General features: G+C 57.4%; 13 protein-coding genes, 1 tRNA gene and 1 pseudogene. 5 read left to right on the top strand and 10 right to left on the bottom strand.

The annotated features are described in order from the left end of the window. Positions 1–34: 34 nt before the first annotated feature. Positions 35–730 carry an HAD-IA family hydrolase gene (locus QK293_RS16195; RefSeq protein ID WP_282378657.1) on the bottom strand — a complete coding sequence of 232 codons (696 nt, stop codon included), beginning with the start codon at positions 728–730 and terminating at the stop codon, positions 35–37. 263 nt (positions 731–993) lie between these two features. Between QK293_RS16195 and QK293_RS27600 the strand changes: the two genes are divergently transcribed. Next, positions 994–5,280 (top strand): RHS repeat-associated core domain-containing protein, encoded by a 4,287-nt coding sequence (locus tag QK293_RS27600; RefSeq protein ID WP_348775354.1) that lies wholly within the window; start codon positions 994–996, stop codon positions 5,278–5,280. A gap of 107 nt (positions 5,281–5,387) precedes the next feature. Further along, positions 5,388–6,195, top strand: a pseudogene (locus QK293_RS16170) (IS256 family transposase); the annotation flags it as partial. Between the two features lie 212 nt (positions 6,196–6,407). On the opposite strand, the gene QK293_RS16165 reads toward QK293_RS16170, so the two are convergent. The 8 genes from QK293_RS16165 to QK293_RS16130 all read right to left on the bottom strand — a co-directional run bounded on the left by QK293_RS16165 (position 6,408) and on the right by QK293_RS16130 (position 9,843). Continuing rightward, the gene (locus tag QK293_RS16165; RefSeq protein WP_282378655.1) at positions 6,408–6,620 is read right to left on the bottom strand and encodes a hypothetical protein; all 213 of its coding nucleotides are present in this window, start codon (positions 6,618–6,620) and stop codon (positions 6,408–6,410) included. Between the two features lie 107 nt (positions 6,621–6,727). Further along, positions 6,728–6,904 carry a hypothetical protein gene (locus QK293_RS16160; RefSeq protein WP_282378653.1) on the bottom strand — a complete coding sequence of 59 codons (177 nt, stop codon included), beginning with the start codon at positions 6,902–6,904 and terminating at the stop codon, positions 6,728–6,730. A 128-nt stretch (positions 6,905–7,032) separates the two neighbouring features. Continuing rightward, positions 7,033–7,467, bottom strand: a complete 435-nt coding sequence (locus QK293_RS16155) for a glycine zipper domain-containing protein (RefSeq protein WP_282378652.1) — start codon at positions 7,465–7,467, stop codon at positions 7,033–7,035. Between the two features lie 183 nt (positions 7,468–7,650). Then, the gene (locus QK293_RS16150; RefSeq protein WP_282378650.1) at positions 7,651–8,022 is read right to left on the bottom strand and encodes a bacteriocin; all 372 of its coding nucleotides are present in this window, start codon (positions 8,020–8,022) and stop codon (positions 7,651–7,653) included. Between the two features lie 325 nt (positions 8,023–8,347). Continuing rightward, positions 8,348–8,533 (bottom strand): hypothetical protein, encoded by a 186-nt coding sequence (locus tag QK293_RS16145; protein WP_282378648.1) that lies wholly within the window; start codon positions 8,531–8,533, stop codon positions 8,348–8,350. Positions 8,534–8,677: 144 nt separating this feature from the next. Continuing rightward, the gene (locus QK293_RS16140; protein ID WP_282378646.1) at positions 8,678–8,998 is read right to left on the bottom strand and encodes a YbjQ family protein; all 321 of its coding nucleotides are present in this window, start codon (positions 8,996–8,998) and stop codon (positions 8,678–8,680) included. A 243-nt stretch (positions 8,999–9,241) separates the two neighbouring features. After that, positions 9,242–9,424 (bottom strand): hypothetical protein, encoded by a 183-nt coding sequence (locus QK293_RS16135; RefSeq protein WP_282378644.1) that lies wholly within the window; start codon positions 9,422–9,424, stop codon positions 9,242–9,244. Between the two features lie 329 nt (positions 9,425–9,753). Next, positions 9,754–9,843 (bottom strand) — tRNA-Ser (locus QK293_RS16130). A gap of 308 nt (positions 9,844–10,151) precedes the next feature. Here QK293_RS16130 and QK293_RS16125 point away from each other — a divergent pair. The 3 genes from QK293_RS16125 to QK293_RS16115 all read left to right on the top strand — a co-directional run bounded on the left by QK293_RS16125 (position 10,152) and on the right by QK293_RS16115 (position 12,913). Beyond that, positions 10,152–10,841: a crotonase/enoyl-CoA hydratase family protein gene (locus QK293_RS16125; RefSeq protein WP_282378643.1), complete on the top strand. Its 690-nt coding sequence runs from the start codon at positions 10,152–10,154 to the stop codon at positions 10,839–10,841. Positions 10,842–11,055: 214 nt separating this feature from the next. Beyond that, positions 11,056–11,778 carry a 1-acylglycerol-3-phosphate O-acyltransferase gene (locus QK293_RS16120; RefSeq protein ID WP_056744165.1) on the top strand — a complete coding sequence of 241 codons (723 nt, stop codon included), beginning with the start codon at positions 11,056–11,058 and terminating at the stop codon, positions 11,776–11,778. A 163-nt stretch (positions 11,779–11,941) separates the two neighbouring features. After that, entirely contained in the window at positions 11,942–12,913 is a 972-nt protein-coding gene (locus QK293_RS16115) for a magnesium and cobalt transport protein CorA (RefSeq protein ID WP_282378637.1), read from the top strand. A gap of 51 nt (positions 12,914–12,964) precedes the next feature. Here the strand turns inward: QK293_RS16115 and QK293_RS16110 are convergent, their stop codons facing one another. Further along, the gene (locus tag QK293_RS16110; RefSeq protein ID WP_282378634.1) at positions 12,965–13,687 is read right to left on the bottom strand and encodes an amidotransferase; all 723 of its coding nucleotides are present in this window, start codon (positions 13,685–13,687) and stop codon (positions 12,965–12,967) included. Positions 13,688–13,749 lie beyond the last annotated feature (62 nt).

The following is a 13,749-nucleotide window of genomic DNA, read 5'->3' as shown; positions in this document are numbered from 1 at the left end:
GATCAGGGTTGCCGGCGTTTTTATGTACGCAGCTTTAAGCCCATTCAAGCGCCGGCAGGCCGAAGGCGCTCGGTTTGAACGCTGTCAGCGTACGAAGAATGCCATCGGCGTGTGCGTACTTTTCGTCAGCCATCGCCGCATCCGGGATCGCAATCGCCGTCATCCCCGCCGCTTTCGCCGCTGTGACACCAAACGGCGAATCCTCGAACACCAGGCAATCCTCGGGCGCGACACCCAGGCGCCGCGCCGCCGTGAGGAAGATGTCCGGCGCCGGTTTGGCCGCGCCGACTTCCGGATCATCGGCCGTCACAATGAAATCGAACAGCGCGAACCAGTCGCGGTGCAAGGTGGTTTTCTGGCCGAACGACTGACGCGAAGAACTGGTGCCCACCGCGATCGGAATATTGTTGGCCTTCAAGTGCCGAACCAGCTCCTGTGCGCCAGGCATCGCCAACGCTGTAGGAAAACGCTCGCGCATCAGCGGTTCGCGGATCACCAAAAACTCTTCGGCGGTGATCGGCAAGTCCAGCGCCTCGACCACATAGCGCGCCAGATCTCCTGCACCACGACCGATGATGTTCTGTTTGACGCTCCAGTCGAAGACCCGACCGTAACGCGCGGCAATCATGGACGTGACCTCGGTGTAAATGCCCTCGGTGTCCAGCAACAGGCCGTCCATATCGAAAATCACGGCCTTGATCGGGCCGAATTCACTCAGCGGTGCATTCATCGCATCTGATCCGTTTTCTAATGACATCCCAGAGGCGGCTCAGGTACGGCCGGGTCCGCGATCGATTAAAGGTTTCAGCAGCATAGCGAGCGCGACTGGCATAGGGCAACGGGCAATGCCTGATCGCTACTAAAACCTGCGCCGAAGTGCTCTCCGTCATTTAACGATTCCCCCTACACCAAACACCTACTTTCCCGACTTCTTTCCACGTCGATCCCCCGCAAAGTCCCGCGTTCTGAATTGATCCGCGCGAGAGACTGTGAATGTTCGTACCTGACAAGGTCCTGGCCTTGAATAACACCATCGGGCTGCTGGTGGTCGCCGCCATGGACCCTGAGCAGCCCGATGTCGAAGCGCTGCTCGGTGAGTTTCGACTGTGTCTCAATGACTACGACGCCTGGGCTGAAAATTTCTGGACCGGCAGGACACTGGATGTCGAGCAAGTGTTCAAGGTCGGCAACGAAGTCCGTCTTAGCGCACCGAAGAATTCCACCACGCCAGTCAGCTCGACAGTCGCTTCGTGCTCGGCCAGTGGTTCTTTGACCCTGGTGCACATGTTCGATGCCGCGCGGTTTGTGCCGATCGGCAATACACCGGTGATGCTTGAACCCTACCTCTCTGAAGGCACGTTTGGCGAGCCGATCTACCGCGAGATTGGTCCCAGCGGCATCCTGGAAATCCCCGATTGCGAGCGCAGTCTGCGTTATCGCATCACCTTTTTCCCCCATGTTTGCGCTCATCACGTCAAAGCGCTGTACGACTCGTATCAGGGCGTGATCGGCGAACTGGAAGGCTGGCTGCGCAACGAGCTGAACGCTTCGGCCGAGACCATTGCCAATGTGTTGCTGATGCTGAGCGACGAGCCGTTGATGTTCATTCATCTCGCGGCGATCACCCGTTGGCTGAGGATGTTGCCACCGCAACATATCGCTGAGGTCGTGGCGCAAATTCGTACAGGAATATTGATCGGATTGCTGTTCGCGCGCTTCACAGGTCCTACAGGACTGACACTTGGCATAAGCGCCAAGGTGCTGAACAAGGTCAAGTCGGAGCGAGCACGGAGCTGGCTGGCGGCCTCGAGTTTGCGGCTGGCCGAACTGACCGCCAAGTCCGACCTGACAACCCACGCAGGTGTACTCAAACTCCTCGCAGTCAGCGCCCGGAATGTTCCGCTGAACCCCGCACCCGCGGTGTCACTGCAGATCAGCGCGGGGGCTGCACCGGTTGTGCTGGTAAAGAACCCGGTCGCAATCGCTCGCGACAAGTCCGAGGCCATGACCCGCTTGGTTCGTCAGGAACATCGCGCCGATGCTCCCTATCAGGCGAAACCCCCCAACGGCGACAGCGCCGATTGCGGACCGCTGACCTGTACCCATGGCTGTCCGGTGTCGATGGTCACGGGCGAAGAACTGCTCACGCTGACCGATGGTTCGCTGGACGGGATTTTGCCGTTCGACTTCACCCGGCTCTATCGCACCAGTGCTGTGGAGATCGATTGTGGACTTGGGTTCGGCTGGAGTCATTCCCTCGCACATCGACTGGATATCGATGGCGACACCGTCATTTGGGTCGACCACGAAAACCGCCGTACGATTTTTCCGCTACCGAGTAGCGAGCGCCCGACGATTCACAACAGCCTGTCGCGAGCAGCGATTTATCTAGGTGATGAGCACGAAGAACTGATCCTCGCTCTGCCCGGCGAAAAAACGCGGTTCTTCCACTTTCGTACAGGGCGACTGACGGCGATCAGCGATGCCTATGGCAATCGGCTGACGGTGCAGCGGGACACTTCTGACAGGATCAAGCGCCTCGACAACGGCGCCGGGCGTTCCCTGCTGTTGCGCTATGCGCGCCGACACATAGTTGCCGTCGAGTATCAACGCTTTCATCCGGCCGAGCCCCAGGAAGACGCCTGGCGTACCGAGCAAACACTGGTTGCCTACCGCTACGACGCGTGTCAGCGCTTGATCGAAGCGACCAATGCCGACGGCGACATCGAACGGTACGACTATGACGATCAGCACGTCATTCTCCAGCGACAACTGGCCGGTGGGGCAAGTTTCTTCTGGGCGTGGGAAAGGTCCGGCAAGGCTGCCCGATGCGTCCGCCATTGGGCGTCGTTTTCGCAGTGGGACGCGCGGTATGTCTGGGATGACAACGGCAGTGTGGTGGTAAAAAACGCCGACGGCAGCGAGGAGATTTACGAGCACGACGAACAGGCGCGACTGGTGCGTCGGGTCGAACCCAATGGCGCAGAACACCTGAAGGCCTACGACGACAAAGGCCGGTTGCTGACCGAACAGGACCCGTTGGGGGCGATTACCCACTACCGCTATGACGAGATCGGGCGGCTGATTGCCCTGATCTCACCCGAAGACGAGCCGACGTCCTACGAATATCGCAATGGTTTCCTGCTCGCGCGGTATCGCGGTAAAGCGGTATGGACCTATCAGCGCAATGTTCAGGGTGACGTCACGGAAGCGACCGATCCTGACGGTCATGTCACCCGCTATCACTACGACGCTCAAGGACGGGTGCTGTCGATCCGTTATCCAGACAACAGTCGGCATGTCTTCGGGTGGAATTCATTAGGACAGCTGCTCGAAGAAACGTTGCCAGACGGAGGTCAGCAGCGGTTTTCCTACGACGCTTTGGGTCGGCAGATTACCCGTCAGGACGAACACGGCGCTGTCACTCAATACCAATGGGACGCTGTCGGGCGTCTGAGTCAGACGATTCTTCCTACGGGCGCCAGTCGAGCGTTCAGCTACAACGCCTACGGCAAGATCACCGCCGAGCGCGATGAACTGGGGCGCGTCACTCGTTTTGAGTACGACGATGACCTGCATCTGGTCAGTCGCCGGATCAACCCTGACGGAACGCAATTGCGTTATCGCTACGACAACGCGCAGCTACTGCTGACGGAAATCGAAAACGAATCCGGCGAACACTATCGACTGGACTACACACCCAACGGATTGATCCGACAGGAAACCGGCTTCGATGGCCGACGCACGGCGTATGCCTACGATCTTAACGGCCACTTACTGGAGAAAACCGAGTTCGGCGATGACGGCTCGCAACTGGTTACGGGTTATCAGCGGGATTCGGCTGGACGCCTGCTGGTTAAAAACCTGTCCGATGGCGTTAACGTCGAGTATCGCTATGACAGCCTTGGCCGGTTGGTCAGCGTCGACGATGGTCACGACCATCCACTGGAGTTCGAGTATGACAAACACGACCGACTAATCACCGAACATCAGGGCTGGGGCACCCTGCGCTATGGCTACAACGTCTGCGGCCAGCTCAATCGCCTGCGCCTGCCGGACAACAGCAAGCTCGACTACCACCACGCCAAGGGCGGTGCGTTGACGGCGATCGACCTCAATGGCGCCCGGCTGACGTCACATACCTTCTTCGCCGGTCGCGAACTAAACCGCCAACAAGGCCTGTTGCTCAGCGAATACCAGCACGACGACCAGGGCCGTCTGAAAGCTCACGCTGTCAGCCAAGACCTCCAATCGCTGTATCGCCGCGACTATGCCTACAGCGCCAACGGCAACCTCGACTCCATTGCCGACACCCGTCACGGCCAACGCAGCTATCAATACGATCCACTCGACCGCCTGATCCGAATCCGCCACTCCCGCGATCACCAACCGGAAAGCTTCGCCCACGACCCGGCGGGCAACCTGCTGATGCAGGATCGTCCAGGCCCGACCACCGTCAAAGGCAATCGCCTATTGAAGCAAGGCGACCGCCATTACGATTACGACGCCTTTGGCAATCTGATCCGCGAGCGCCGCGGCACCGCACAAAAACTGCTCACCGAATACCGCTACGACTGCCAGCACCAGTTAGTAGGCGTCACGTTGCCGGATGGACGTTGTGCCAGTTATCGCTACGACGCCTTCGGCCGCCGCATCGCCAAAACCGTCGACGGCAACTCCACCGAATTTTTCTGGCAGGGCGACAACCTCGTCGCTGAAAGTAGTCGCGAACATTACCGCAGCTATGTCTACGAGCCGGGCAGCTTCCGCCCACTGGCGATGCTTGACGGCAAAGGCCCACGCCAGGCTTGTCCGTTTTACTACCAACTCGACCACCTCGGCACGCCACAAGAACTCACCGACTACAGCGGCGACATCATCTGGGCCGCCCGATACACAGCGTATGGCCGTCTGACTCGTCTCAACCGCGACACCTATCAAGTGCTTGATCAGCCGTTGAGGTTTCAGGGGCAGTATTTCGATGCGGAAACGGGCCTGCATTACAACCGGCATCGCTACTACAATCCGGATGTTGGACGGTATCTGACGCCGGACCCGAGTAGGTTGGCGGGTGGGTTAAACGGGTATCAGTACACGAGGAGTCCGACGGGGTGGGTTGATCCGCTGGGGTTGAGTGAGTGTCCTGGGGGGGATGGGTGTAAGAAGCCGGCGTTTGGGGATGAGGATCCGGATGGGAAGGTGGAAGTAACTCCCCCCGTACCTGGCGTCAAAACCGAATATCGCTATCGCGGAGCACCCCCGAGGAGAGGGTGTAATTAGTTTTGTGTAAACGGTCATTTGGCAGGAGACTGCCTACCCCAAGGAAATCCAATGACCGAGCCAAACGAGTCAAACCTGATCCTGAACTGGTTAAACTGGCCGACAGTCTGCTGGCCAATTACAAAAAGCCCGAAGATCTCATCGGCGAAAACGGCCTGCTCAAACAGCTCACCAAGATGCTGGTCGAGCGGGCCCTTGAAGCCGAGATGACCGAACACCTGGGGCACGACAAAAGCGCGACGATCACCAACACCGCCGCCAATGCGCGCAACGGTCACAGCGGTAAAACCCTGAAGGGCGACTTCGGCGAACTGCCGCTCGACATCCCTCGCGACCGGCAGGCGTCCTTCGAGCCGCAGTTGGTGGCCAAGCATCAAACCCGCTGGACGGGCTTCGATGACAAAGTCATCTCGCTCTACGCTCGCGGTTTGAGTGTCAGAGAAATTCAGGCGCACTTGCAGGAAATGTACGGCACCGAGGTCTCTCCCAGCCTGATCTCGGCGATTACCGACGCGGTGAGTGATGAGGTCAAACTCTGGCAGGCGCGGCCGCTGGACGCGCTATACCCGATCCTCTATCTGGACTGCATTCACGTCAAAGTGCGCGATGCCGGCGCCGTGCGCAACAAGGCGGTTTATCTGGCCATCGGCGTCAACATGGCGGGTCACAAAGAAGTGCTGGGCTTGTGGATCGCGCAAACCGAAGGCGCAAAATTCTGGCTGCAAGTGGTGACCGAACTCAAGAATCGGGGCGTGCAGGACATCTTCATCGCCTGCGTGGACGGCCTCAAAGGCTTCCCTGAGGCGATTGAAACGGTTTACCCAAAAGCCGTCGTTCAGCTGTGCATCGTGCACATGGGTGCGCAACAGTTTGAACTTCGTGTCGTGGAAACGGCAGAAGGAAGTCGCGGCTGAAGCAAAAAGTGGACAATGCCGATCCGGGACTGGAAAGCGGCTTTGAATCGCTTCAGTATCCAGTTTGAAGATCGGCTGTTAACGGTTTAATAGAAATCCCGTTTACACAAAATCAGGGACACCCTCGGGGGCGTGGATTTCAAACCACCCAAACCACTCATACCAGCTTCCCCCGTCCTTCCTCCCGAACTCCCGCCACTCCCACTCATATGTTCAGCTCGGTTCGTTTGAGCGGTCATCACCGGCAATGTCCGGATCTTCAGGGTCAGCTTCCACGTCCCCACGCTTCACGTCATCAGACGGCAATTGCTCCACAGCAGTGTCGTCGTCAGGCGGACGTTGATCGCGACTCAGGGAATCGGTCGGTGAAGGCAATGGATACTCAGGGGTTTCGTCGATGTCGGCGTCTTTCGGATCAACGTTCATAAAGCACCTCTCGAGGGGCCTGAAAAGCAGGCCCTGACATTTCGAGGATTGCGCCATGCAAGCGTTCGATCAGAGAGACGATCGGTCAAGCCTGTCGCAAAGCATGGTCAATCGTCGCCCTCATCCTCGTCTTCGATATTTCCGACATCGCCTGCATCATCGGAATCGTTGAGCGGCACCGTTGCGTTATCCATCAGCGAGCCAGGGTCTTCGTTACCGGGATCGTTAATGAACGGAAGCCCGCTCGGGCCTTTTTCTTCCTTGCCTTCGGTTTCAGGAGTCATGGCATGCCTCACAAGGTTCTGGGGTGTATGAAGTTCGAGGCGACCTACGACCAAACGTTCCAGAGTCCTACTACCAGAAACGAAAAACCCGACGCTGAGGCCGGGTTTCTGGTGTAGCTGATGTCGAATCAGTGATGTTTGTTTTTATGCTTATGCTTATGCTTATGCTTATGCTTGTGGCCGCTACCGGAGTGCGAACTGCCGCTGTCGCTACCCAAGTTGTTGCCGACTGCCCCACCCGCCGCGCCGCCCAAACCTGCGCCAATGGTCGAGCCGGTAGAACCGCCGAGGCTGTTGCCGATCACCGAGCCACCCGCCGACCCCAAACCACCGCCAATCGCCGCTTCTGTGCGACTGCCTTTGTTTGCGCCGACCGCGCTACCTGCCGCGCCGCCCAATCCGGCGCCAATCGCGGCACCCGTGCTGCCGCCCATTTGCTGGCCGACCACGTTACCTAGCGCACCGCCAATACCACCGCCCACTGCAGCGGTGCCGTCACCGGCTGCCATTGCACCTTGAGCGACCAAAAGTCCCAGAACCAACGTGGACAATGTCAAACGCATGATATGAACCTCTAAATTCCGTATCGGGGGTAAGAGAACGCGTTACGGATGGCGTGAGTCTAGCTTTTTCCCCACGTCAGCGCTGATCGTTGGACAGCTGTAAACCCGAAGAGCGTGAAGTAGAAACATCCAGATACGAAACGCCCAGCATCAAGCCGGGCGTTTTGAACTTATCGATCAGGATCAGTGCCGCTTGTGACCTTTGGCCAGGTTGCTGCCAACGCCGCCACCCAATGCGCCGCCCAAGCCTGCGCCGAGGGTGGAACCGGTCTTGCCGCCCAGGCTGTTGCCGATCACCGAACCGCCTGCTGCGCCGACACCACCACCAATGGCTGCTTTAGTGCGGCTGCCTTTGCGTGCGGCAACAGCGCTGCCGGCCGCGCCCGCGACACCCGCACCAATCGCTGCACCGGTGCTGCCGCCCATACTCTGGCCGACCACATTGCCCAGCGCGCCACCCAAACCACCACCGATCGCGGCAGTGCCGTCACCAGCAGCCATCGCACCTTGAGCAACCAAAAGCCCCAGAACCAGAGCAGGCAGTGTTAAACGCATGACAAAAACCTCAAAAAATAGGGGTAACCGAAAGGGGCGAGATTGAATGCTTTAGAGGACCAGACACGCACGGGTTCAACCTCGCTATAGGCGACGGTTGGACAGCGTTTATAGAAAAGGTTTTATGACAGGCAAAAAAAAGCCCGCTGGGGAACGGGCCAGGTACTGCTTTCTAACGGATGAGTTGAGCCTACGTAGGTAGGTGTGAAAAGTTTGTGAAATAAAATACCAACAGCTAATGATGTACCTGTAGTCCAAATCCCAAGAACCAACCTCATGAAAATAAAAACCCCGCTCAATGGCGGGGGGGCTGTACGGTAGATAGTTACTTCCTGGTTGGCGCCACCCTGGGCATAAACTTCGCCTTGGGCCCTCGGCGCACCGCAGATTTCAATTTGTTGTTTTGGACCGGGTCTTCACCAAAGCCTGCCACATACTCCGTTTGGCCACACTGAACGCAATTGTTGATCGGAAACTCTGCCCCTTCCTCTTCGATATACGGATTAGCCATACCTTTCCCCTCTCAAAAGGGTCGACACCGGCAAGCCCTATTTGCCTGAAAAATATCGACCACCCAGGCTTTTGAGACTAGCCGGTCATTACTGGACTTGTGATTCAGATTGTTGCATGCCCGACGAATGGCCCCTCGCGTCACTCACCTCAGCTTGACCGCCGTCCCGGTCACAAACACCACTACCATCCCGCCCTTCCCGGCCGGCATGCTAATCTCAAAATCAAGCCCCACCACCGCATCGGCCTGAAGACCCCGTGCCCGCTCCTTGAGCTCGTCGGTTGCCTGAATCCGTGCTTCCTTCAACGCCCGCTCCAATGTCTGAGAGCGCCCACCGAAAAAATCCCGCATCCCGGCGAACATATCGCGGATAACATTGACACCCTGCACCGACTCGGCACTGACGATGTCCAGATAAGCAGTGATTTGCCGGCCTTCGATGGTGTGGGTTGTGGTGGTGATCATTAAACTTCCTTCCTCATACTCGGGATATTGACTCAAGGCAGTCTGGACAGATACGGCAGTGATGCAATAGCTATGCGGCGGGAAGCGGCGCGAGGGTGAGACATGGTGTCGATTCCATTCGAGGGGGATTGAACAGGTCGTACCTAAAAAGGAGCCAAGAGATGCAAAGTCGTCAAACAGAATTCAAGTCCGTTGCACAGCCGTGAGGCGGAGTTCTTTGTTCATCGACTACGGCCCAAAGTATTAGAGCAGCTTGATCAACACTGCGGTGACAGTGGCGACCGTACCGATCAGGCCAATAGCAATGGCCACCGGATACCAAAAAGTTTCATGGGTCATCTTCCCGGCTTCGGCGTTCAGCTTGCGCTGCTCAGCCATCAGCTTGACGATCTCCACCTGAACCTTTTCCAGTTCGGCCTGTTTCATGGTGAATTCCTGCACAACGCGCGTGCGTCCATCCAGATAATGGGCCGCGTCATGTGCCTTGCCCGTTGATTCATTTTGTACCCTAAAGGCGCAAACCGAATACCCCTTCCGAAACGACTCATGTCAGGTGCTAAAACCTATGAAAGCACCCAGCCACCTGGCTTTCCAGCATTACTTCCCACATGCCTATCACACGTCCTACATAAATTTCGGAAGCGCCTCCGCCGATAGGCTTGGGTCAATAACATTGCCAGCCACGAAATCCAGACGCCAGAAACCACAAAACCCCTGACTTCTCTCAAAGTCAGGGGTTTTGGTTACATCGAATGTGGCGGTGAAGGAGAGATTCGAACTCTCGATACAATTTCTTGTATACACACTTTCCAGGCGTGCTCCTTAAGCCACTCGGACACTTCACCGTATCTCTTCAAACATGTTCTGTCTGTCGAGGCGCGCTAATGTAGTCGAAAGCTTTTCCGATGGCAAATATTTTTTTCAGAATTTTCATGCGGTTAGCGATTTAGTCGTTCCGGTGAGTTCCGGGCCATGGCAAACCGGCCAATCTCCGGCGTCACGCCCCGCTTCTATATAGAGGGGAGTGCGCGGCTGGCGTGGCGGGCGATGCTCGCCGGGCGGGAAAAGGGTGACTGGGTGGTCAGTCACGGCACTTTACCTGGCCTACGGCGGTGGGTAACGTCTACCCTACTTAATTCAAAGGAATAGCGTCATGAGTGAGTTGATTTCCTACCATCTCGAAGACGGTATCGCGACCCTGACCTTGAGCAATGGCAAGGTCAATGCCATCTCCCCGGACGTGATTACTGCGTTTAACGCTGCGCTGGATCAGGCGGTGACTGATCGTGCGGTGGTGATCATTACCGGTACGCCCGGAATTCTGTCGGGCGGTTATGACTTGAAGGTGATGACCTCCGGCCCTAAAGAGGCCGTTGCGCTCGTGACTGCCGGTTCGACGCTGGCTCGTCGTCTGTTGTCGCACCCGTTCCCGGTGATCGTGGCGTGCCCTGGGCATGCGGTGGCCAAGGGTGCGTTCCTGCTGCTGTCGGTGGATTACCGCATAGGTGTCGACGGCCCGTTCAGCATTGGTCTGAACGAAGTGCAGATCGGCATGACCATGCACCACGCCGGTATCGAGCTGGCCCGTGATCGCCTGCGCAAGTCGGCGTTCCACCGCTCCGTCATCAACGGTGAGATGTTTAATCCGCAGAGCGCCGTGGATGCCGGCTTCCTCGATCTGGTGGTGTCGGCCGAAGAGTTGCAGGGCGCGGCGCTGGCGGCGGCTCGTCAGTTGAAGAAGATCAACATGACGGCTCACAAAAACACCAAGTTGAAAGTGCGCAAAGCGCTGCTGGAGACGCTGGACAACGCGATCATCCAGGATCAGGAGCTTTTGGTTTAAGCCTATATCTGGAAAACCGAAAAGCCCGACCGTCGTGTCGGGCTTTTTCTTACGCGCCCTGTTGAAAAGCCTACAACCGCTCTAGGTCGCGTCTGTCTCATAAGTCGGAAACATGCGCTCAAACATCGCCTATCTCCCACCTCTATAGCGGCAATTGCCGAAAACAGTGCACATCCGTACACTGCGCCACCTTTTGTTCCGGTGGGGTCTGTAGATGCTCTTTGTGTTTCGTATGTTATTGATGGGCCTGCACTTTATTCTGGCCGGTGTGCTCGGGGTGATTCTCGGTCTGTGCCGACCATTTAATCCGGACAACAGCCGTTTGTGCGCGCGTCTTTATGCATGGCCGGCGATGTGCATTTTGCGTCTGCGGGTGAAGGCCGACGTCGGACCGTTGATGGATAAACCCGACAGCTGCGTGATCATCGCCAACCACCAGTCCAACTACGATCTGTTTGTGTTCGGCAACGTGGTACCCCGCCGCACCGTGTGTATTGGCAAGAAGAGTCTGAAGTGGGTACCGCTGTTTGGTCAGTTGTTCTGGCTGGCAGGCAACGTGCTGATCGATCGCGGCAATGCGCAGAAAGCGCGCCAGTCGATGTTGACCACGACCCACACGCTGCAGAATGAAGACACCTCTATCTGGGTCTTCCCGGAAGGTACGCGCAACCTGGGCGAAGAGTTGCTGCCGTTCAAGAAAGGTGCCTTTCAAATGGCCATTGCCGCCGGGGTGCCGATCGTTCCGGTGTGTGTCAGCAGTTACGTTAAACACATGCGATTGAACCGCTGGCGCAGTGGGAAGATTCTGATCCGTTCGCTACCGGCGATTCCTACGGCTGGATTGAGCCTGGATGACATGCCGCTGCTGATTGCCCAATGCCGCGAGCAAATGCGCGAGTGCATCGCGTCAATGGATCGGCAACTGCAAGCCGCGTAAAAGAAACCCGCCCAGTGCGGGTTTTCTTTTGCCTGCGAACTCTGCAGACTTTGCTGACTCTCAAGCAGCAGACAGGGCTAAGCTGAGCACTGCCTGGCACTGCCATTCTTTACCAATAGAAAGCTGCCAATAAACAGCTGCCACTAAGAAGTGAACCACCATCATGGGTAGAGTTGTTGCTGCTGCGGTTTACAGCGCCGGTAAGAAAGTCACCAATATCACCCTCGACGAAGGCGCTGCCTGGGCTGCCAAGCCTGACCACTTTGTGTGGATCGGCATGGAAGAGCCGAACGCGCAGGAGCTGGCCAGCCTGCAACGCCAGTTCAACCTGCACGAACTGGCTATCGAAGACGCCCTGGAAAAACACAGTCGACCGAAACTGGAAACCTTCGGCGATGCGCTGTTTATCGTCACGTATTCGCCGATCCGGCATGAAGGCAAACTGCAATTCATCGAGACTCACATCTTTGCCGGCAACGGTTACATCATTACCGCACGCAACGGCCACTCGGCGTCCTACGCTCATGTCCGACAGCGTTGTGAGGCGCGTCCGCTGTTGCTCGAACATGGGGAGGATTTCGTACTTTATGCCCTCCTCGACTTCGTGATCGAAAACTACCAGCCGGTGGGCGAAGCGATCCATGCCGAGATCGATGCGCTGGAAATCAACGTGCTGTGTAGCCACCTGAATGAACACGATATCCAGAAGCTCCACAGCTTGCGCCGCGATGTAGTGCGTTTGCGCCGGTATGCGGCGCCGATGGTGGAGATCAGTGAGGAACTGCAGAAACTGAACTTCCCGTTCATCGACAAGAACATGCGGCCGTACTTTCGCGATGTGCAGATTCACGTGACGCGGCAGATGGAAGACCTGACGACCTTGGCCGATATTGCCAGCCAGACCATCGAGGTCGGGGTGTTGCTGGAGGCGTCACGCCAAAGCGTGGTGCAGCGCAAGTTTGCGGCGTGGGCGGCGATTCTGGCGTTCCCGACGGCGGTGGCCGGGATATACGGGATGAACTTCCAGAACATGCCGGAATTGACGTGGCATTACGGGTATTTCGGGGTGCTGGGGTTTATCGGTGTTGGGTGCGTCAGTTTGTGGGTGAGCTTCAAGAAGTCCGGGTGGCTGTGACGCGGAGCGTCGGGGGATGCATTCCCACGCAGAGCGTGGGAACGATCAGTTTCAGACACTCTGAGGCTTGTGCGCCACAAACCGCATCATCCACTCGGCAACGGTAGTGCCGTGATGCTCGTGCTCTAGGCTCGCCATACCTTTCGAATAAATCTGCTCGCCCAGCGCTTGCTGACGAATATCCAACAGCGCGCGCGAGTAATCGTGAATGAACTCCGGATGCCCCTGGAAGCACAGCACCTGATCGTTGATGTGGTACGCGGCAAACGGGCAGAAATCGCTGGAAGCGATGACCGTGGCATTTTCCGGGAGCGCGGTGACCTGATCCTGGTGGCTGATCAGCAAGGTCAGCTCTTCCCTCACCGGGCTCATCCACGGCGCCTTGGCGGCGAGTTTGTAGTTGTGGGTGCCGACGCCCCAGCCTTGGGGCGCACGCTCGCTCTTGCCGCCCAGCAGCAGCGCCAGCAGTTGATGGCCGAAGCACACGCCCAACAGTTTGTCGCCGCGCTCGTAGCGGGTCAGCAGGTACGTCCTGAGGGTTTCAATCCACGGGTCGGTGCCGAAGGAATCGGCCTTGCTACCGGTGACCAGGTAGGCGTCGAACGTCAGCTCTTCGCCGGGATACTCGCCCTGCATCACGTTGTAGACGGTGAACTCGGCAGCGATGGGTTGCTGCGAAAACAGACGCTGGAACATCTGCCCGTAACCCTGATATTGATCGACCAGTTCCGGACGCAGGATGTCAGTTTCCAGAATGCAGATGCGTAACGACATAAAAATACCTGACACGTGATGGGAGTAATGCACACCCCAGAGCCTGCCTTGAAACACGGTGG

This window comes from Pseudomonas sp. AL03 (genome assembly GCF_029960815.1).
Lineage (GTDB): Bacteria > Pseudomonadota > Gammaproteobacteria > Pseudomonadales > Pseudomonadaceae > Aquipseudomonas.
This window is presented reverse-complemented; position numbering and strand designations above follow the sequence as displayed.

Bases quoted from the DNA above. Each gene is read 5' to 3' on its own strand.
- QK293_RS16195 (WP_282378657.1), bottom strand. From the start codon at position 730: ATGAATGCACCGCTGAGTGAATTCGGCCCGATCAAGGCCGTGATTTTC.
- QK293_RS27600 (WP_348775354.1), top strand. From the start codon at position 994: ATGTTCGTACCTGACAAGGTCCTGGCCTTGAATAACACCATCGGGCTG.
- QK293_RS16165 (WP_282378655.1), bottom strand. From the start codon at position 6,620: ATGAACGTTGATCCGAAAGACGCCGACATCGACGAAACCCCTGAGTAT.
- QK293_RS16160 (WP_282378653.1), bottom strand. From the start codon at position 6,904: ATGACTCCTGAAACCGAAGGCAAGGAAGAAAAAGGCCCGAGCGGGCTT.
- QK293_RS16155 (WP_282378652.1), bottom strand. From the start codon at position 7,467: ATGCGTTTGACATTGTCCACGTTGGTTCTGGGACTTTTGGTCGCTCAA.
- QK293_RS16150 (WP_282378650.1), bottom strand. From the start codon at position 8,022: ATGCGTTTAACACTGCCTGCTCTGGTTCTGGGGCTTTTGGTTGCTCAA.
- QK293_RS16145 (WP_282378648.1), bottom strand. From the start codon at position 8,533: ATGGCTAATCCGTATATCGAAGAGGAAGGGGCAGAGTTTCCGATCAAC.
- QK293_RS16140 (WP_282378646.1), bottom strand. From the start codon at position 8,998: ATGATCACCACCACAACCCACACCATCGAAGGCCGGCAAATCACTGCT.
- QK293_RS16135 (WP_282378644.1), bottom strand. From the start codon at position 9,424: ATGAAACAGGCCGAACTGGAAAAGGTTCAGGTGGAGATCGTCAAGCTG.
- QK293_RS16125 (WP_282378643.1), top strand. From the start codon at position 10,152: ATGAGTGAGTTGATTTCCTACCATCTCGAAGACGGTATCGCGACCCTG.
- QK293_RS16120 (WP_056744165.1), top strand. From the start codon at position 11,056: ATGCTCTTTGTGTTTCGTATGTTATTGATGGGCCTGCACTTTATTCTG.
- QK293_RS16115 (WP_282378637.1), top strand. From the start codon at position 11,942: ATGGGTAGAGTTGTTGCTGCTGCGGTTTACAGCGCCGGTAAGAAAGTC.
- QK293_RS16110 (WP_282378634.1), bottom strand. From the start codon at position 13,687: ATGTCGTTACGCATCTGCATTCTGGAAACTGACATCCTGCGTCCGGAA.